Below are 19357 nucleotides of genomic sequence, written 5' to 3'. Positions count from 1 at the left end.
GGTTTCTGTATGAGTTTTTATCTACACAACTCACGCAGTTGTTGATAGGCGATAATTTTCTGTTAACGACAACTTAACCTATTTCTTTACTCTTCTTAAAGACTAATGATCCACAATTTAGTTAACGTAAATAAGGATAAAGCATTATTTATGACAAATAAGCGCTAACCTGATCAAACATGGCCAGAAAATACTAAAAACCCCGGTAGGTGGTCTGATTATCTTAGCCCCTACCGGGTTTATCTATTGAAAGCGGAGGGAAACTCCATCCCCTTGTGGGTGAATTTCCATGCCCATGCCCATGCCCATGCCCATGCCCCATGCTCCATGCCCCATGCCCAAAAACTCCATCCCCTTGTGGGTGGAGTTTTTCATATTAATTTCTGCGTCTTTTGTGAACAGCTAGAAACTGAATGTAGTTCTGAGCGCACCAATCACAACATTATCGTTTTGCTCGTTATGATCTGGTGCCGTCAGCCAAATTACTCCAGGGGTAATGGTGATATTGTCGCTGACCTTGTACTGGTAGAAAGCTTCAATATGATAAGAAGTATTCGGGTCTTCCGGCAATCCATCAATGGTGGAACTCGTAACTTTTGGTTCCATACCGAAGATGAAACCTGCTAAGTTGCCTTTTTTACCCAGGTCTGGTAAGCCTAAAGTCACAGCCCAGTTCCAGATATCAACACTTCCACGGTTGATTAAGTCTCCACCTGTCGATAAGTTCCGCGTGTTGGTATATCCAACCCAACCACCAAGTACAAATTTTTCACTAAGAGCAAAAGAGGCTTCTAACCCGTAAGAATTACTAATCGTTGATACCGGTTCAGCTCCGCCTAAATTGAGGACAATATCATTCAGGAAAGAAGTAACATTGGCGCGGTTGCTACCTGTTCCCAGTTGTTGATTGTAAGCATTGATGTAGGTGAAGCCAACTTTTAAGCGATCGCTTGGTTTAAATGTTAGTTGGGCTAAAGCACCATATGCACCATTAAATAAACCATTTCCTGGAGTTGGGTCATTTGCTGCACTGCTCAAATACCCCAAACTCAGTGCTAATTGCTCGCTAAAATCGTAGTTGATACCTAAGCCAGCACCATCCATTTGATAATAAATGGGGTTACGAGTACCAAAAGTAGACAAGGCTCCAAAGCTACCATCCCCATCAAAGAGGTTAATTGTATCAGTAATGTCATCTGCTGCCCCAGCATTAGCCAAGGCAATTACTTGTAATTTTTCACCAATAGGAAATTGGTAATATAGCGCATCGATAAATGCATTCGTATTACCATCTTCCCCAGCAAAGAACAAGCTACCCTCTGGTGTGCCAATATTAGGGCTGAGAATATTATTTACTTGAATTCTTGTGAAGAGTGTATCTTTTCCTGTGAAGCTAGTGACAAATTCGATTCTTGCTCGCGCCCCTAAAGTTGTATTCTGATCTGTAATTTCTGCGCCGTTGACTTGGCTACCAGAGAAAACATCGCTAACTACAGCCACAACTTCACCTTGGAGTTTGGAAGTAGTGGAAAATTGGTTCGCTTCTAACTCTGCAGTTTTCGTCTCTAAAGCATCTACTCTTCCCCGTAATGTCGCTAGTTCTGCGGAGAAATTTTCTTGCAATCTTTGCAGTGTGGCTAAATCTTCTTTTGTGACTAACTCCGCAGTGCTAGTCGCAATCAGTTCATTCACACGATTGAGACAAGCATTTAAACCAGCAGCAAACTCATATCTTGTGAGTGCGCGATTACCCCGAAATGTGCCGTTGGGATATCCTGCAATACAACCATAACGTTCTACCAACGATTGCAATGCTTGAAATGCCCAATCGGTAGGCTGCACATCTGATAGTTGAGATACTGAGGTAACTTGGGACATTACCTGTTGTTGCGGGGAATTCTCAATCTCTTGTTTTTGGTCAGCTGCAACAAGCGGCTCACTAATTTCACCCGCAACGGCTGCTGCACCTAAAAATAGCATTGCACCGCCAACTGCTGAACCAGCCAGCAGAGACTTCCATACTTTCCGCATTTTTTTCCTCACACCTATTGATAGTAAATAGCTTTACTACCCTGCTGTTTCACCAGGTTTATTAAAAACTATTGTCAGTATCTTACCAGGAGCCGACATTTTTTTTATATAAGATTGCGTCAGAGAATCATCATGAATCATTTGCGGTTTAAATTGACGTGCAAGTAATTGCTGACACCTTAATTGCTTGAGAATGAGAATTATTATAATATTGATTTAGATTCAACTCATTAGCAAGAGTAGTGAATTAAAAGCCCTGGTAGCGGGGTGTTTAGCCCATGCTGTGTCTAGCAAGGGTGTCTGGCATTAAGTACATGAGTACTGAAAAAGTATTTTTCAGTACTCATTACTGAACTTTGTCGATAAAAATTTTCACGAAAGCAGCATCAGCTACTTTCCGGAGGGGAAAACACTGTGGTTCGCAATCATATAGAACCTAAAACAGGCAGAAAAAGAAATGGTATTCTGCCTTTAATTGCTCTGCTAATGCTATCCATTGCTTCTGGTTGTAACCAATCACCTGCAAATCAGCAAGCAGCATCTAATGTATCGCCACCTGCTAAAAAAACTAAAGTAGTAACGACATTTTTACCTATATATTGGTTTACAAAAGCTGTTGCTGGGGATGCAGCAGAAGTAGAGATTTTAGTACCACCAGGTACAGAGGTACATGAGTATCAAGCCAAACCAGAAAATGTGAGAGCGATCGCCACTGCTAATGTACTAGTCAAAAATGGTTTGGGTTTAGAAGAATTTCTGGAAGAAACTGTCAAAAATGCCCAAAATCCCAAATTAACTGAAATTGATGCCAGTAAAGGGATTAAACCTCTAGCAGAGATTTCTCCCATCGTCAGCACTGCGAAAGAGGAAAAAGACCACGATCACGAACATACTGAGGGTAATCCTCACGTTTGGCTAGATCCAGTTTTGGCAAAACAGCAAGTAACAAATATTCGGGATGGATTGATTGCAGCCGATCCACAAAATAAAGCTATCTATGAAGCGAACGCCACAGCTTATATCCAAAAATTAGACAGCTTAAATAGCGAATTTCAACAAACTTTGCAGAAAAATCCTAACTGCACCTTTGTTACCTTTCATGATGCCTTTCCATATTTAGCCCAACGCTATAATCTTAAGCAACTTGCAGTAGTAGAAATCCCCGAAGACCAACTTTCGCCAAGCGATGTACAAAATGCAGTTAATGCAGTAAAAAAATATAAAGTTAAAGCTTTATTCAGCGAGCCAGGAATCGATAACAAATTATTGAAAAGTCTATCTCAAGACTTGAAATTAAATTTGCAAACCCTAGATTCTTTAGAAAATGGCGAAACAGATCCGCAGCATTATTTCCAAGCTATGAAAGCTAACTTGCAAAACTTAGCAACAGCCTGTAAATAGTGGTTTGTCATTTGTTATTGGGTAATTGGTAATTGGTAATTGGTAATTGGAATTAACAATTTACCTCAGTCCCCAATCCCTAGTCCCCAGTCCCCAATCCCTAATCCCCAGTCCCCAGCCCCCACTCATCTATGCTAAATGACCAACAAGCAATAACATCTCCAATTTTAAAAGTAGAAGGATTAACTGTATATCAAGGCAGTTACTTAGCCTTAAGAGACGTTTATTTTGAATTATTTCCTGGCACAGATACAGCCATAGTAGGCCCAAATGGTGCAGGTAAAAGTACTTTAGTAAAAGCTATTTTAGATTTAATTCCTCACAGTAATGGCTATGTAGAAATATTTGGTCAACCAATCAAAAATTTAGGGAATTTACGTCAGTTATTAGGCTATATGCCGCAAAATTTTATTTTTGATCGTAGCTTTCCCATTTCCGTTAGCGAATTGGTAGGGCTGGGGTGGATGAAAACTTTTAAACAAAAACAAAAGCAAGGTTCATTATTCAAAAAATTATGGAGAAAAGAACCAGATAAATCAGCAGCGATCGCGCAGGCTTTAAAGCGAACAGATGCTTATCACCTACGCAATCAAGCTATTGGAACTTTGAGCGGTGGTCAACTCAAGCGAGTATTATTAGCTTATTGTTTAGTCACACCTCGTAAACTGTTGGTACTAGATGAAGCCTTCGCTGGAGTTGATATACAAGGTGCTGCAGATTTTTATATTTTGCTAAATGAGTTAAAGCAACAGGAAGGTTGGACAATATTGCAGGTTTCTCATGATATTGATATGGTTAGCCGCCATTGCGATCGCATTCTTTGTCTGAACCAAACTGTAGTTTGTACTGGTAAACCAGAAATTGCCCTTTCACCGCAAAACCTATTAGCAACCTATGGGCCTGGTTTTAGTCGTTATCAACATCACCACTAAATTAATTCAAAATTCAAAAATAATAAAATTACTGAGCAATCTGTGATAAATAAAAGGCTAATCAGTTAAAAAGCTTACAAATGAATTTATTCACAGATTGCCAGATAACTTGGCTAGCTGTCAGCGATGCTCAGGACTTGGTGAAACTGTTACAGTTTCCCTTTATGCAGCGTGCGATCGCAGGTGCTGTGATGATGGGGATACTTGGCGGTTTATTAGGCTGTTTTGTTACCTTACGTCAGCTTTCCTTTTTTAGCCATGCGGTTGGTCATGCAGCATTAGTTGGTGTAGCTTTGGGAGTATTGCTACAGTTAAATCCTACATGGATGTTGCTGCCATTTACCTTAGTTTTTGGCGTGATTGTCCTTTACTTAATCGACAAAACCGATTTAGCTAGCGATAGCGTACTCAGTATAGTTCTCTCAGGAGCATTAGCGATCGGTGTCATTCTCACCAGCCTCATCAAAGGCTATCGCGGTAATTTGATGAGCGTGTTATTTGGCGATATTCTGGCAATTGATGCCACAGATTTAATGTTAACCCTGCTTTTGCTCCTAGGCAGCAGTGTTTTCTTACTATCAACCCTGCAACAGCAAATTTTATTGACTCTCAACGCAGATGTAGCTCAAGTACAAGGTGTTCCCGTCCAGTTGTATCGCTATGGATTTGTGATATTGCTGTCATTAGCTGTGGCTGTAGCCATCAAAGCTGTTGGTGTATTGCTAGTAAACGCCTTTTTGGTAATTCCTGCTGCTACTGCTAAATTAATGAGTCACCATTTTAGCCGCTTCCTCATCTTATCAGTGATTATCGGTTCTAGTAGCAGCGTTGCAGGCATGATAGTTTCAGGACTATTTAACCTAGCCTCTGGCCCCAGTATCGTTCTAGTTCAGTTTCTCGTATTTGTAGCTGTTTTCGCCTGGATCAAGTTGACGATGAAAGCAGCATAAAACTTTTTTCCGTTTTGCCCTTGCACAATCGTTATAAGTTTGCTACATTTATTAATCGTGGCTAACAAACGCGCCCGCCGGGATAGCTCAGTCGGTAGAGCAGAGGACTGAAAATCCTCGTGTCACCAGTTCAAGTCTGGTTCCTGGCATATTCAAAAAACCCTTGAAATCATTGGATTTCAAGGGTTTTTTGGTTTCTACTCATGAAAATATAGAGGACAATCGTTCTAGTCTTTATGCCATTTTTGGACGTTTTTGGATACCTTTAGATACAAAAGTGGTGTAAAAGTGGTGTAAATGGTGTAGAGTGGAGGACAATTACACCATTAATGCTCATGTACTATTTTTGTGGGTTTTTGGATATCTCTAGCTACAAAAGTGGTGTACAGATGGTGTAAATGGTGTAGAGTAGAGGACAATTACACCATTAATACTTATGTACCAAGATTCTTCTAGGGAACGAGGATATAAAGGATCTGTATCAATCATTAACTCTAATGGTCGAATACAGTTGAGATTTCACTATGCTGGTAAGCGCCATTACTTGTCCACAGGATGGCTAGATACTCCTGCTAGTCGGAAACTGGCAAAACTTAAAGCAGCGGAGATTGAGAAGGATATCTTATATGAGCAGTTGGACGAGACTTTAGCGAAGTACAAACCTGCATCATCTCTAAGTACGGTTACACCAGTTACACCAATTCAAAAACCAAAACCACATTTAGATGAACTTTGGGACAAATATAGCGAATTCAAAAAACCTCAAATCAGCCCTAGTACTTATGCAAAAGACTTTGCTAAACATCGAAACCACATTGCTAAGTTACCTACGCGATCGCTAGATGAGGCATCTGCTATTCGAGATCATCTGTTATCGAATCTCACTCCAGATGCAGCAAAGCGCTGCTTAACCCAACTGAAAGCTTGTTGTAATTGGGCAATGGATGAGGGATTAATCGACACTAATCCTTTTGCCTCTATGAAAATCAAAGTCCCTAAGGGTACTTCAGAGGAACAGGACGTTAATCCTTTTACTAAGGAAGAGAGAGATTTAATTATTCGTACTTTCGCTAGCGATCGCTACTATAGCCATTACACGAACTATGTGCGCTTCCTTTTCTTCACGGGGTGCAGACCATCGGAAGCAGTTGCCTTGAAATGGAGGAACATTACTAATAGTGTGATTCAGTTTCGGGAATCTGTTGTTGTCTCCGAAGATGGCTTAGTGCTCAAAGAAGGACTGAAAACCCAAAGAAAACGGGATTTTCCAATCAATGCAGAGGTAAAAGCAATTTTAGATGAAATTAGACCTGAGGGAGATAACTCTGAATCTCTAGTGTTTATAAGTCCGAAAGGAAAATTTATTGACCATCACAACTTTGCTAACCGTGCATGGAAGTCTATCTTAGATAAGTGTAATGTCCCTTATCGTAAAAGTTACCAGACACGACATACCTTTATTAGTTTATGTGTGGAAGCACATATTAATAGCACTGCGATTGGTAGATGGACTGGAACTTCAGCCAAAATGATCGACAACCACTATGGTGCAACCAACTTTACAAATCTCAGACCACCTGAACTTTCCTAAAGTAACAGATCATTTTCGAGGCGATTGTAATTTTTGGGGAAAATATCCTTTAGTTCTTCATTCTCGACTTTAATGGCACGCATGGCATCATTGATCGCCTTTTTTGATTTCAAGCAGAATTAGGTTGTGTGCGATCGCACTAACGAGAAATGCCAGAGTATTAATGCGATCGCAGTTTTCCTGTTAATAAGTAAATGTCAAGCATTTCCAGGGGATATTGCTCGTCTCTACCACAATGTCAATAGATCGTCCAGTTTTCAGGGAATAGATTTTGCGATCGCTCTTTTATCTTCAACACCGAATTCCTGAGCAAAGTTAATCAAATCATTAAAGAACATCTGCACGTTGTGTGAGTCAGCATTTTAGTCTGCAATCATCTGCTGGAGTTTTTGCGTGCTCGCTGTTTTGAGTTTTTCCGTCTCTGTATGTTGTGGTTTCTGCGATCGCTTCTCTTAATCGTGCCACTAAAGATGAAAGCTATACAGGGCAGTATTTTTCAGACTATCTTGCCTAAAATTCCACATATCTCGGCTTAACCCCAATAACTGCTGACTTCTGAGAAACAACATCACTATAATTAAGTTTACTAGAACTTTTGCAGGTAAAAAATTAATGATCACAGAAATTGAGTTACAAAATGTTAGAATTTTTGAAGGTTCAGGGTGGAAATTTCCTTTGCTTCCTCTGAGTGTAATTTGTGGAACAAATAGTGCAGGTAAATCTACAATTCTCAAGACGATTCTTCTATTACGACAAAGCCAAAGTGTTCGTGAAAGCTATGGAGTTATAGAAGGTAAATTAAGATTAGTTGGCAATCAAGTAGATTTGGGAAGTTATTCTTCTTTTGTTTCTAATAATGAAACTAGAAATGATGTAGGAATTGCATTAACTATAAAAGATGAAATGCCGATAGATTATTATCAACGGCTTTTAAAAATTAATGCAAAAGATATTGATGGTAATTCCTTGGAAGAATCAAAAGAAATAGATTATCAATTAAAGTCTCATTTTACTTTTGGTATTGTTAATAGGAGGAGAAAGAAATCGAAAATTTCTACGTTACAAGTGATAGAGAATAATGATGTTTCAGCTTCTTTTACTCCACAAGCCATACTAAAAAAAGCTTGTTTTGAAATAATTGTACAAGAAGAAAATTTGCTTTCTTGGTATGTAGAGTATGTCAATAAGGAAAGTGATAACCCAAGCTACGAAATTATAATACCTCAAAAATTTTTCAAAGATACTATAGGAGCGCAAAGATTACATCCTAAAAGACGTAATAAGAGTAATGTCATATTTGAAACTGCTCATCCAGGCATTTTACCATCTACTATGATTGCAAAAGAACGACAACAAAAAAAAGAAGGAGAATCAAATATTGAAGAGAAAAGCCGATGGTTATTTGTTAGTATGCCACCAATTATAAGAGAAGCTATATATGATTTAAATAAGGCATTATCAGATATTCATTATATTGGACCTTTACGTTCATCTCCGCAACGATATTATTTATCTTATCTTGAATCTGCCTCAAATATAGATCCAACAGGAGCCTCTCTTCCTTACATATTGAGAGAGAAAGAAATATATAAATCTTCTGTGTGGAATGTTGCTCCATGTCAGAAATCACCTGCAAAAAAAGAACCCTTGTCTAAAGCTTTAAATTCATGGTTATACTACCTTAGAGTAGGTGAAAAACCGCCAAAGAACATTGAAGATACAGAAATTGAAATACATACTACGGGTGATTTAGTTGTAGAACTTAAAATAAGGTCAGCAACTAGCGGAAAGTCATACTCACTAGCAGATTCAGGTTTTGGTTACTCTCAAGTATTGCCTATAGTGGTAAAAGGACTATTAGCAGATAGAGGAAGTGTGCTAATTATTGAACAACCAGAATTACACTTAAACCCTGCTCTCCAAGTAAGACTTGCAGATTTCTTTATTGCAATGATTATTGCTGGTAAACAAATACTTATAGAGACTCATAGTGAACATATCGTTAATGCGATACGAGTCTTAACTGCTGAAGATGAATCTGGAGAATTAGCAGGTAAGTGTAGTATTTCATTCATTGATACACAGTCGGAGCAACCTATTGTACACGAATTATCTATAAAATCGGATGGTACAATTCCTGATTTGCCAAGACATTTCTTTGGAGAGGCAATATCTTTGAGTGGCAGATTGCTCAGAGCGCAAAAAAGATTTAGAACTAAGGTAGATATATAGTATAATAATTTACATGCCTTATTTATTATGTCTATCCCCAATCATCTTAGATCAAACCTTTCCGCGAAATGAAGAGGAGTTACGGATTGTAGCAGAGGCTCTGGGTGAGCTTGAAAATTTTATTCATATAGATAAAGCACATCTAGTTTCAACTAATATACTTCGTGAATTTCTTGAGAATATCGACGGTACTGCCATTAATCAAAGTTTATTATGGGAAGTTTATCGTTTTCTTAGCCAACTATTTCTGAGACAAGACGGTAGTTTAATTGATATTGACAAGTATATTAAGTATATTGATGATTATAGTATAAAAGATTACTATGCACATCCCGTACCAAAAAAATGTCAAAGTCAAGGATACATAGAGTTTTGGTCAGATGAATTAGGAAAAATTTTATATGTACATGACAAAAGCTGCAACAGTAATAATTTTTTTATAGGAGTAGCTTGTGCATATGGTTTTGCTGGCGAATGTGTTGATGAATATAATAACCCTAACAATCATCGAGCTTTTCCACTTGTAAGTCCGGATAATGTAGAAAACTTAGCTGATGCCTACGAATGGGTTATTCCTACAGACATACACCAAAAGTCAATAACTATTGAAAACATAAAGAAGAATTATAGAGTAATAGGTGGGATGTCCTTAGAAAAACCAAATCGCGATAGCCATTTTAAAGTCAAGTTTCAAGGAAAAAGATCTTGGAGTTTTAGTATTAATGATAATCCAGTCCCAGAAAGTTATATAAGGGAATTAGTTGACATAACATCTTATCCTGTAGAAGTAATTAAAACTGCTCTTACAAGCGGTTCTCTTCCTCAAAAATGCTTAAAATTAAAAATGTTAAGTCAGTAATTGTTGGGGTTGAACTAAGATACGTATACTGACTTAGAAATAGATTTCCATTTGTGCTGGTAGGCGATCACACCTCATGGACGATCGCCGTTTCCCTGTTAGGAACTAAATGTCCAGTATTTCTAGGAAATATTGCCAGTTTTCACCACAGGTTCAATACATTGTCCAGTTTTTAGGGGATGGATTTGCGATCGCTTATTTCCGCTATGATAACTGAATATGTTGTCACCCGTGCATTATTAAAAACGTTGCTATGATTGCAGCCAAAACGCCTACTAGAAGACACTGGGAACTGTTTGAGGTTTACAAAGCTAAGGTTGCTATCAAAATGGAGCCTGAAGAGTTCCTAAAGCATTGGGCAGTCAACTACGAAGAACTTGCCGAATTATGTGGTCGTTCTAAAAGCACGGTGGCTCATTGGTTTTCCCAAGGAGAGCATCGTAGGGAACCCTCGGAATCCGACAAACGGCGATTAGCGGAAATTCATGCTCTATGGATTCAATTTGAAAATGAACCTGCCCACCTCCGAGAGATATGGGCAAGAAAACGACGGCGCAAACACAACACAAACTGTAATGATTAGTTGTCACCAGTGCATTATTTAGTTGTCATGGTGACAACATGAGTTTTATTGTGTGTCATAGCTATTCCCACCTCACATAGGTGAATTATGATTACCCAAAGCTTTTTGTCCAGCGTCGAAGAATCAAATGCAGCAACCAATAGCCCAAGTGAGATTCAGACTGTGCAAGGTAAAGAACCACTCAAACATTTGTTGATTGGTTCTTCTAAAGCTGTAATTAGCACAATTCACTACTTGCAGGTTATTGGTTATGCGGATGTTGGGGATTGGAGTCCTTTACTACCCAGTCCTAATCCTGGTGAAGTCATGAGCATTTTGAACAGACCGATTGTGGTGCAATAGGCATCGTTACTTCGTGCAACTTAAGAATTGATGACCCTACCAAAGGGTCATTTTTTTAGTTTGTGAATTATTTTGTGTGCGTTGTGCGATCGCAGGATAGAGGAATTTTAGAGTATCGCTACAATGTGCGATCGCTGTTTGTATTGCTCACTCCCATCAGTTCTTTTATAGTTAGTGCTTGTGAGGTAACAAACCCTGTAGCTGTGCAAGACTCAAATGCTCAAGTTCTAGAAGTTGCTTGCCAATATGTTCCATAAATTGCTCGAAGTTTGGACAACCATGACATCCTTTATCATGACCAGGAACAGTACATTGGCAAGTGCGAGAAGGAGAAATTTCTTTGAAGTAGTAATTACACCGGATACAATAGCAAACGCTGTTTCCCTGACTCTGGTAAGAAGTGGCAGAACCTTTGCGATCGCATTTAGGGCATTTAGGTATACTCAAATCTTCAGGTTGCCACTCCTGCAAAACTAGTTGCTTCGCAACTTCAAACCTTAACTGTTTTAGTCGCAGAAGTTCAAGCACATTCATCATGGTTCTCCACTTTGCCAGAAGAGGTGTTTTGAAAAATAATGGATTCGATTTGACCATCACGAATGAAAATTCTATGTACTATGCGACGATATATCTGAACCTTCTCATTGTTAGACAGCGATCGCCAAATTCCTAAGTTATTGCCTACTTGAATAATTTCCTCAACAGTCTTGTCCTCAAGCTGCTTGGACTGAAAGAAATTAGTTTCTTCTTCAATCTGGCGTTGTAGTTCTGCTTTAAGATCCTCTGCACTAGGGTTAAATCCAGGAAACTGCTCTAAGAAAGCGAGTTGTGCTTCTAGCTTCTGCAAACGCTCAGTTTTAAAGGGAACTACATCAGTTGTCTTGTGATGATCCTGACTCAGATGATGAGATTTCTCCAGTAATGCTGTAATCATAGCTTCTTCAATGTCAGTTTGTTTAACATTTTTGGAATTATTACAACCTACCCCAGAATGCCGACAAGCATAGTACCTATACTGCTTAGATGCAGTGTAAACTCCTTTGTGAATACAGCGAGAACCACACTCCCCGCAGTAAACTAAACCAATTTGATAAGCATAAGGACGATATTCTTCTTTACGGTGCTTAGTTCCAAATGCCCCACCGCACATTTTAATGTTTGCTGCAATGATTCGCTGAATTTCTTCAGCTTCCCCATCTCTGAGAAGTCGCTGTTCAGGATGAGTATTGTATGTTATTTGCCACTCTTCACGAGGCTTGCTCTTTCTTTTACCATCAGCAGTTCGTTCATCCCTACCATAGCAAGTATGCCCATCCAAAACTGGATTCTGAAGCCAGAGTGACAAACCTCGTTTAGTCCAATGAAGAACTTTGTCTGTTCCATTAGACTTAGCTTTAGTTTTACAAACACCATACTTATCAAAAATTTTCTTGATCGCAGAGGTGATACCTCTTACCTCAAGAAAAATCTCAATACAATCTCTGGCAACTTCAGCTATTGTTCGGTGCGGCAAATGTTGGATTTCTTTTTCGTTGATCGTATCACTGTAAAAATCTCGATAGTTTTCTGGTCGATCTGTCAATAGACACAGAAAAGGGGTGAGATCCAAAAAATATTGGTGATCAATGACAACTAAACCGAAAGGACAAGAGCCATTAGCCCAGATTTGTTTTCGCTGGTGTTCTTTACCTCGCTTAATTCTTTCTGACAGTAAATCGACTTCCCATTCAGCTAGTACCCCTAACATATTAAGCATGAGTTTCCCTTGTGGGGTACTTAAATCCATTTTTTGATCAAGAATCACTAGGTTAACATCATGCTTTTGAAGGATGTCAACAATTTTTCTCAGAGTAGGTAAAGAACGAGTAATGCGATCAATTCTAGTAATAATAACTGTCCTGATTTTACCTGCTTCAACAAGTCGCATCAATTCTTGATACTGGGTACGGTCATCCTTCTTGCCTTTCTCAACATCAGTAAGAATGTGCTTTGCTCCAGCATCTTTCAATCTAGCTATTTGTTGTTCTAAAGCATTTGTATCTTCAGCTTGTTCACGAGAAGAAACACGAGCATATCCAATGTCTAATAGTTCCATATCTTTTTCATTGTTAATTCTAAGATTAGGGGTTTAATAGCTAATTCTACCAGCTTTTTTGTGCGTAATCCACTTGAGTTGATTATGCACAAAGCTCCTTATTTCCTAACAATAAACTTAAAGATTATTGAATGGTGAAATTATTCAAATTAATCCTTTATTTATTCAAGAAATTATTTTGCAAAAAAATACCCTAATATTTTTATATCAGGGTAATAATAGAAATTGAGTTTGTGTCTAATTTGTTTAAGTAATATTAAGCAAAGTCTTTAAAAGAGAATATTTCCTTTTGCTCACACTTCCATTCAAAATAGCCTGATGAGTTGACAATTCCATGAATTGTAACTCTTTGATTGGTATTTTTGGCTTGGTAAGGAATACTATTTTTCCAGTAGAGATTAGTGTCAATTATCCCTATTAACGCTCTGTGTGTTTTGAGATAAACTTGCCAAAGCTTTTTAAATTGTATGTTTGATTGTTGAGATCTCAATGCTATCAGTGGGTAACCTTCCCAATTCATATCCATGAGTATCTGGTAATATTTTTGTTCAAGATTTTGAGCTATATCGTGATTGCTAAGGTATTTTAGCCACTTACGATAGTGTTGTTTTTTGTCTCTCTGGTTAGTCCAAGATGGTTTTAGTCTGAATGCCTCTTCTTGTACATCTCTTGTAAATCTAGCTTTAAGTATATGAATGAATAGTTCTTGAAAATTTGCAAAGGGATATTTAATGTTTTTGCTTTCTGCCCAAGAAATAATTTCAGATTCTCCTGCCTTAAACAGGTCATACATAGCTTTTTCAGCGTCAGTCTCTGATTTTAGGTTTTTGAGTGCATCTGGTGGTAATATTTGTTCAATTGAACCGCCAGGATGAGTTGGATCTGGGATGAGAGGAAATATTTTATTTGATAACAATATGGCTTTAGCTTGCCAATATAGTTGAACACATCGCATCCAAATTCCCTGGTTACGATTTTCAGGAGCAAAATCAAAGGCAGCAATATTGCTAATAGCGTTAGCTAAATTACAAAAATCAGCAGTTTGAGGTTTATCAGGTAAATTAATTAATTTAAAAGGTATGTGTTGACGTTTGATACCCAATAATTTATCATCAGCAAATGCTTTCGCTGATGATAGGGCTATAAATTCTCTCAATGGCACTTCTCTAGATAAACCATTATTATCAAATATTTCATAGATAGTTTCGTCTAGAATTACATCATATAGCTGTTTCATATTTCACCTAATTTTATTGAATAAACATCATTGCTGCTTTTGGGTGTGGCGATCGCATAAACCATATTCTTTGGGTAGATACACTCTAGCAATGATTTCATTTTCTAGACCACAGACACGTATTATTTGACCTATGAGCTTAAGTAATTAAATAAAATTTAAGGCAAAATAGGATTTAAAATACTACACCTTTCAAGGTGGCAACGTTTTTTTAGTATTTATTTAATTATTGAATATCACCAAAATCAACAAATCTGCATGGTTGTGGTAAGAGTAAACAGCAGATTATTGGAGGTAAAAACAAGTTAAAGTTGTTATCGCCAGGAAAAATCTTGGTAAGAGTTTGTGCTGATAAAACCAAGCCCAGGAAACTCCTGCCCATTTTAGTACAGAGCAACATGATCCAGGGAACATTATTTGAAACTTCCATCACCTTGCCTGAGTTGTCATCCCATTTATGGGAAGCAGCGAATATTCTGCGTGGAAGTCCCGTGGATCGCACCGATTGGAAGAGTTACATTCTGCCATTGCTGTTCTTCAAGCGCATTTGCGATGTCTGGGACGAAGAACGTCAAACAATGATTGACGACTATGGAGAACACTTCCCCGACGAACATCGCTTTCAAATTCCTGAAGGTAGCCACTGGCAAGACGTGCGTGAAGCATCTAGTAATGTGGGTACTGCTCTGCAAAATGCCCTGCGGAATATTGAAGTTGCCAACCAGAAACATTTATACGGTGTATTTGGGGATGCTCAGTGGACAAACAAGGAAAAGCTGTCTGATCAACTGCTAAAAGACCTTATTGAACACTTCTCTGCTCTCAACCTTAGCAACAAGCGTGTCCACAGTCATGTCATGGGCGATGCCTATGAATACTTGATCAAGAAGTTTGCTGATACTACCAAGAATAAAGCTGGGGAATTTTACACCCCACGTAGTGTAGTACATCTGATAGTAGATATGTTAGATCCCCAAGAAGGGGAAACAGTTTATGATCCAGCTTGTGGTACAGGAGGAATGCTACTTGCTGCTGTCACCCATTTACGCAATAAAGGTGGAGATGCAAGGACATTCTTTGGCAAGTTATACGGGCAAGAGAAGAATTTAACAACTGCTTCCATTGCTCGCATGAATTTGGTGCTGCACGGTGTAGATGATTATCAAGTCATGCGCGGTGATACCTTGGAAAATCCCGCTTTTAGTGAAGACGATCAACTAAAAACTTTTGATGTAGTTCTTGCTAATCCCCCCTATTCTATTAAACAGTGGAACCGGGAGAAGTTTCAAAGTGACCCTTGGCAGCGTAATTTTTTAGGAACACCTCCTCAAGGAAGAGCTGACTATGCCTTTTTTCAGCACATTTTGAAAAGTCTTGATGCAAAAACAGGACGCTGTGCAATTCTCTTCCCGCATGGGGTACTGTTCCGTAAAGAAGAAGCCGAGATGCGTAAAAAGCTGATTGAAGCTGATTTAGTGGAATGTGTCCTTGGTTTAGGAGCAAACCTGTTTTACAATTCGCCAATGGAAGCTTGTATTCTGATTTGCTGTACTCGCAAGCCACCAAAACGTCAAGGGCAGATTTTATTCATTGATGCTGTTCATGAAGTAGCTCGTGTGCAAGGACAAAGTTTTCTCAAACCAGAACATCAGTCACGTATTCTCAGTGCGTATCAAAGTTACAGTAATGACCCTGGCTTTGCTACAGTTGCTACTTTAGAGGAAATTGCTGCCCAGGACTATAGCTTGTCCATCCCGCTTTATGTGCGGCGAAAAACAGCTAATAGCCAAACTGAGGATCTCAAGACGCTAGCAGAAGTTTGGGCAGACTGGGAACAGGGTAGTAGAGCTTTTTGGCAAGAAATGGATGCCTTAGTTGATATGCTGGATTCCTTGTAAACTAATTTATTTACTGGAATGGTAAAGAATTAGCTAAAACCTAGTTGGCAACAATAGTATAAAAAATTTATTTACCAAAATGGTAAAGCATTATTGATATGATATGTTCTCTGGACATAACAAATTTGTTTACCAAAGTGGTAAACTTGTATTAGTCAAGTAACGAATGGAAATCACTTTCGGCGATCGCAAACTACAAAAACTATGCGAGCAACAAGACCTAGCGCAAAGAAAATTGGGTGCAAACTGTGCCAAGAAATTGAGAACCCGATTGGCGGATCTTGCTGCTGTTAGTTGTGTCACGGAATTAGTTATGGGTCGTCCCCATCCTTTAACGGGAGATAGAGCAGGTGAATTTGCAGTAGACCTAGAAGGTGGTACACGACTTGTATTCAAGCCAGATAACGAACCCATCCCCTTGAATGAGGATGGAAGCATTGATTGGTCAAAAGTCACTGCTGTTTGTATTGTTTTCATCGGAGATTACCATGATTAAGACAACCCGTCCCTTTACACCAGATTGGGTTTCTCCCCCTGGTGATACTATCGCTGATTTCTTAGAAGAGCGTGATTGGACACAAGTACAGTTAGCAGAGCGTTTAGGCTACACCACGAAACATATCAGTCAGTTAATTAATGGCAAAGCACCCATCAATGAAGAAACTGCCATGAAGTTAGAACGGGTTCTGGGAAGTACAGCAGCATTCTGGCTCAATCGTGAAGCCCAATATCGTGCCGCTTTAGCAAGGAAAGAGGAAGAAAACCGCTTAAAGGGGTGGACATCTTGGTTAGATCAATTACCAGTCAAAGAATTGATGAACCAAGGTGTTATTCCTAAGTGCCATTTAATTGCCAAGAATAAACCTAGCTTGGTAAAAAAGTTATTACATTTTTTCGGTGTGGCTTCGCCGGACGAGTGGCGAAGTTACTATGCTGGTATGGAAGTTTACTTTCGTCGCACTCGCGACGAACAAAGTGATGTTGCTGCTATTTCTGCTTGGTTACGTTTGGGTGAAATAGAAGCAGAAAAACTAGACTGTCCCAAATACAGTAAACCAAAGTTTGAAAAAGCAGTGCAGGAAATTCGCACTTTGACGGTGTTACCACCAGAGGAATTTGAACCAAAGATGCAACAGTTGTGCCGAGAAGCAGGGGTTGTGCTGGTTTTAGTACCAGCAATTAAGAGAGCGCACGTCAGTGGTGTAGCGCGGTGGCTAAATCCCCACAAAGCATTGATTCAACTTTCACTTTATGGTAAGACCAATGACCGCTTCTGGTTTAATTTTTTCCATGAAGCAGCACATATCCTACTTCATGATAAAGAAAATATTTTTCTGGATGAATGGGATAGTGGGGAAAGTTTGGCATCTGAAGCAGAACGCGAAGCAGATCAATGGGCGCGAGAATTTTTGATACCACCTCAGTACGATGGAGAATTAGCCCAACTTAAATCTAAAGCTGATGTTGTTGATTTTGCAGAGCGTATAGGTATTCATCCCGCTATCGTTGTAGGACGACTTCAACATGATTGTATAATTCCTATCTCTTGGATGAATAGGTTCAAGGAGAGTTTTTGTTTTTAGTGAGTATTTCTAAAATGGCAGTGCTGGTGAAAGTTCCAGACCGGATTACCACAATTTGTGCCGACATCGCTGAACATTACCAACAAAAAGTTTCTCCCAATGGCTTTAAAGGCATGGTCGTTACCTACGATCAAGAATGCTGTCTTTTATATAAAGCAGAACTGGATCAACATCTGCCTCCAGAAGCCAGCGAAATAATTATTTCCGCTACAGGTAAAGATGAGCGATTAAAACCTTATCTACGTAGTCGTGACCAAGAAGAAAAACTTTTAGATCGGTTCCGTGACCCCAATGATCCATTGAAAATTTTGGTTGTCACCGCCAAATTACTCACAGGATTTGATGCTCCGATCCTCCAGGCGATGTACCTAGACAAGCCACTGAAAGCACATACCTTACTCCAAGCTATCTGTCGCACTAACCGTACCTACGGCAATAAAAAAACACATGGTTTGGTAGTGGATTATCTCGGCGTATTTGATGATGTCGCCCAAGCTTTAGACTTTGACGAGCAAGGCTTCCAGCAGGTTGTTTCTGGAATTAGTGCCTTAAAGAATGAACTTCCTGGTGCAGTCCAGAAATGTTTAGCATATTTCCCAGGAGTAGATCGTACCCTTACTGGTTATGAAGGACTAATTGCAGCGCAGGATTGTTTACCCAACAATGATGTGCGTGATAACTTCGCTGCCGATTACAGTTACCTAGCTAATTTATGGGAAGCATTATCACCAGATCCCATACTTGTCAAGTATGAAACTGATTACAAGTGGCTTTCCCAGGTTTACATTTCAGTTCAACCGACAACTGGCATGGGTAAACTGCTCTGGCACGCACTCGGAGCTAAAACTATTGAGCTAATACACCAAAACGTACGTGTAGAAGCAGTGCGTGATGACCTCGAAGAAATCGTCCTGGATGCCGAATTATTAGAGGTGGTGCTAAATTCCGCAGATCCCAGGAACAAAGCCAAGGAAATTGAGATTAAAGTTGCTAGAAGACTTCGCCAACATATTGATAATCCCCGCTTTCGAGCTTTATCAGAGCGTCTAGAAGCTTTGAAAGAACGCCATGAACAAGGACAAATTCATAGTGTAGCCTTCCTCAAGGATTTGCTTGACTTAGCTCGTGACCTGGTGCAAACAGAAAAAGACACACCTCCAGAGGAAGATGAAGACCGGGGTAAGGCAGCGTTGACAGAGCTATTTTTGGAAGTCCGTAATGAGCAAACGCCTAAAATGGTGGAGCGAATTGTTAATGATATTGACGAAATAGTACGCTTAGTACGCTTCCCTGGTTGGCAGAAAACAAGTGCTGGAGAACGGGAAGTCAAGCAAGCCTTACGGAAAACCCTATTTAAATATGCTCTGCACCAAGATAAAGAACTTTTTGAAAAGGCTTATGCTTATATCAAGCAATATTACTAATGGACAAACTTACTAAATTGAAGGACTAAACCTTTTTCATTTTCACCCTCCACATCCTGCATTAAAGTGATTGATGATAGCTGGAAGGCTTGACTTAACTAATTTGTAGGGTGATGCAGTTAAGTTATGTCCTCACTGCATTCACCCTAAAGACCCTGCATTCATTAAGTCCTAGTATAATAAGCTTTTCAAGGACTGA

The 19357-nt window shown here is 39.2% G+C and carries 18 protein-coding genes and 1 tRNA gene; 15 read left to right on the top strand and 4 right to left on the bottom strand.

All coding sequences use genetic code 11. The annotated features are described in order from the left end of the window. Positions 1-243: 243 nt before the first annotated feature. Both AACU25_RS25660 and AACU25_RS25655 read right to left on the bottom strand, forming a co-directional pair. The gene (locus tag AACU25_RS25660; protein WP_321206772.1) at positions 244-375 is read right to left on the bottom strand and encodes a hypothetical protein; all 132 of its coding nucleotides are present in this window, start codon (positions 373-375) and stop codon (positions 244-246) included. 27 nt (positions 376-402) lie between these two features. After that, positions 403-2031 (bottom strand): iron uptake porin, encoded by a 1629-nt coding sequence (locus tag AACU25_RS25655; RefSeq protein WP_096580495.1) that lies wholly within the window; start codon positions 2029-2031, stop codon positions 403-405. Positions 2032-2517: 486 nt separating this feature from the next. Between AACU25_RS25655 and AACU25_RS25650 the strand changes: the two genes are divergently transcribed. The 11 genes from AACU25_RS25650 (at position 2518) to AACU25_RS25600 (ending at position 11178) form a co-directional block, all read left to right on the top strand. Continuing rightward, on the top strand, positions 2518-3432 hold the full coding sequence (locus AACU25_RS25650) for a metal ABC transporter substrate-binding protein (RefSeq protein ID WP_096584061.1): 915 nt from the start codon (positions 2518-2520) through the stop codon (positions 3430-3432). A gap of 152 nt (positions 3433-3584) precedes the next feature. Then, a complete protein-coding gene (locus AACU25_RS25645) occupies positions 3585-4364 on the top strand; it encodes an ATP-binding cassette domain-containing protein (RefSeq protein ID WP_096584058.1) in 780 nt (259 codons plus the stop codon). An 80-nt stretch (positions 4365-4444) separates the two neighbouring features. After that, positions 4445-5314 carry a metal ABC transporter permease gene (locus AACU25_RS25640; protein ID WP_096580493.1) on the top strand — a complete coding sequence of 290 codons (870 nt, stop codon included), beginning with the start codon at positions 4445-4447 and terminating at the stop codon, positions 5312-5314. A gap of 76 nt (positions 5315-5390) precedes the next feature. Further along, positions 5391-5463, top strand: a tRNA-Phe gene (locus AACU25_RS25635). Between the two features lie 287 nt (positions 5464-5750). Next, the gene (locus AACU25_RS25630; protein WP_096580491.1) at positions 5751-6905 is read left to right on the top strand and encodes a site-specific integrase; all 1155 of its coding nucleotides are present in this window, start codon (positions 5751-5753) and stop codon (positions 6903-6905) included. A gap of 126 nt (positions 6906-7031) precedes the next feature. Further along, positions 7032-7214 (top strand): hypothetical protein, encoded by a 183-nt coding sequence (locus AACU25_RS25625; RefSeq protein WP_190445853.1) that lies wholly within the window; start codon positions 7032-7034, stop codon positions 7212-7214. 303 nt (positions 7215-7517) lie between these two features. Beyond that, positions 7518-9137: an AAA family ATPase gene (locus AACU25_RS25620; RefSeq protein ID WP_096580489.1), complete on the top strand. Its 1620-nt coding sequence runs from the start codon at positions 7518-7520 to the stop codon at positions 9135-9137. A gap of 13 nt (positions 9138-9150) precedes the next feature. Continuing rightward, positions 9151-9996: a hypothetical protein gene (locus AACU25_RS25615; RefSeq protein WP_096580487.1), complete on the top strand. Its 846-nt coding sequence runs from the start codon at positions 9151-9153 to the stop codon at positions 9994-9996. 253 nt (positions 9997-10249) lie between these two features. Beyond that, complete coding sequence (locus AACU25_RS25610; protein WP_199347391.1) at positions 10250-10579, top strand: hypothetical protein; 330 nt, start codon at positions 10250-10252, stop codon at positions 10577-10579. 87 nt (positions 10580-10666) lie between these two features. Beyond that, positions 10667-10921, top strand: coding sequence for a hypothetical protein (locus AACU25_RS25605; protein WP_096580485.1), 255 nt, complete (start codon positions 10667-10669; stop codon positions 10919-10921). Positions 10922-10983: 62 nt separating this feature from the next. Then, positions 10984-11178 (top strand): hypothetical protein, encoded by a 195-nt coding sequence (locus tag AACU25_RS25600; RefSeq protein ID WP_339382069.1) that lies wholly within the window; start codon positions 10984-10986, stop codon positions 11176-11178. A gap of 263 nt (positions 11179-11441) precedes the next feature. Here AACU25_RS25600 and xisF read toward each other — a convergent pair whose 3' ends face one another. Together xisF and AACU25_RS25590 are read right to left on the bottom strand one after the other, a co-directional pair. Next, positions 11442-13016, bottom strand: coding sequence for a fdxN element excision recombinase XisF (xisF, locus tag AACU25_RS25595; RefSeq protein WP_096580481.1), 1575 nt, complete (start codon positions 13014-13016; stop codon positions 11442-11444). A gap of 256 nt (positions 13017-13272) precedes the next feature. Beyond that, entirely contained in the window at positions 13273-14253 is a 981-nt protein-coding gene (locus tag AACU25_RS25590) for a hypothetical protein (RefSeq protein ID WP_096580479.1), read from the bottom strand. A gap of 398 nt (positions 14254-14651) precedes the next feature. On the opposite strand from AACU25_RS25590, the gene AACU25_RS25585 reads away from it, so the two are divergent. The 4 genes from AACU25_RS25585 to AACU25_RS25570 all read left to right on the top strand — a co-directional run bounded on the left by AACU25_RS25585 (position 14652) and on the right by AACU25_RS25570 (position 19158). Continuing rightward, the gene (locus AACU25_RS25585; protein ID WP_096580477.1) at positions 14652-16151 is read left to right on the top strand and encodes an N-6 DNA methylase; all 1500 of its coding nucleotides are present in this window, start codon (positions 14652-14654) and stop codon (positions 16149-16151) included. A gap of 166 nt (positions 16152-16317) precedes the next feature. Beyond that, positions 16318-16647 (top strand): type II toxin-antitoxin system RelE/ParE family toxin, encoded by a 330-nt coding sequence (locus AACU25_RS25580; RefSeq protein ID WP_045868478.1) that lies wholly within the window; start codon positions 16318-16320, stop codon positions 16645-16647. Then, the gene (locus AACU25_RS25575) at positions 16640-17734 is read left to right on the top strand and encodes a HigA family addiction module antitoxin (protein WP_096580475.1); all 1095 of its coding nucleotides are present in this window, start codon (positions 16640-16642) and stop codon (positions 17732-17734) included. Before AACU25_RS25580 ends, AACU25_RS25575 begins: the two co-directional genes overlap by 8 nt. After that, a complete protein-coding gene (locus AACU25_RS25570) occupies positions 17734-19158 on the top strand; it encodes a type I restriction enzyme subunit R domain-containing protein (protein WP_321206770.1) in 1425 nt (474 codons plus the stop codon). The genes AACU25_RS25575 and AACU25_RS25570 overlap by 1 nt, the downstream gene beginning before the upstream one ends. Positions 19159-19357 lie beyond the last annotated feature (199 nt).

It is taken from the genome of Tolypothrix tenuis PCC 7101 (assembly GCF_963874875.1).
GTDB lineage: Bacteria > Cyanobacteriota > Cyanobacteriia > Cyanobacteriales > Nostocaceae > Aulosira > Aulosira tenue.
This window is presented reverse-complemented; position numbering and strand designations above follow the sequence as displayed.

Coding starts and splice junctions, on each gene's coding strand:
- AACU25_RS25660 (WP_321206772.1), bottom strand. CDS start 375: ATGAAAAACTCCACCCACAAGGGGATGGAGTTTTTGGGCATGGGGCAT.
- AACU25_RS25655 (WP_096580495.1), bottom strand. CDS start 2,031: ATGCGGAAAGTATGGAAGTCTCTGCTGGCTGGTTCAGCAGTTGGCGGT.
- AACU25_RS25650 (WP_096584061.1), top strand. CDS start 2,518: ATGCTATCCATTGCTTCTGGTTGTAACCAATCACCTGCAAATCAGCAA.
- AACU25_RS25640 (WP_096580493.1), top strand. CDS start 4,445: ATGAATTTATTCACAGATTGCCAGATAACTTGGCTAGCTGTCAGCGAT.
- AACU25_RS25630 (WP_096580491.1), top strand. CDS start 5,751: ATGTACCAAGATTCTTCTAGGGAACGAGGATATAAAGGATCTGTATCA.
- AACU25_RS25620 (WP_096580489.1), top strand. CDS start 7,518: ATGATCACAGAAATTGAGTTACAAAATGTTAGAATTTTTGAAGGTTCA.
- AACU25_RS25615 (WP_096580487.1), top strand. CDS start 9,151: ATGCCTTATTTATTATGTCTATCCCCAATCATCTTAGATCAAACCTTT.
- AACU25_RS25610 (WP_199347391.1), top strand. CDS start 10,250: ATGATTGCAGCCAAAACGCCTACTAGAAGACACTGGGAACTGTTTGAG.
- AACU25_RS25605 (WP_096580485.1), top strand. CDS start 10,667: ATGATTACCCAAAGCTTTTTGTCCAGCGTCGAAGAATCAAATGCAGCA.
- xisF (WP_096580481.1), bottom strand. CDS start 13,016: ATGGAACTATTAGACATTGGATATGCTCGTGTTTCTTCTCGTGAACAA.
- AACU25_RS25590 (WP_096580479.1), bottom strand. CDS start 14,253: ATGAAACAGCTATATGATGTAATTCTAGACGAAACTATCTATGAAATA.
- AACU25_RS25585 (WP_096580477.1), top strand. CDS start 14,652: ATGATCCAGGGAACATTATTTGAAACTTCCATCACCTTGCCTGAGTTG.
- AACU25_RS25580 (WP_045868478.1), top strand. CDS start 16,318: ATGGAAATCACTTTCGGCGATCGCAAACTACAAAAACTATGCGAGCAA.
- AACU25_RS25575 (WP_096580475.1), top strand. CDS start 16,640: ATGATTAAGACAACCCGTCCCTTTACACCAGATTGGGTTTCTCCCCCT.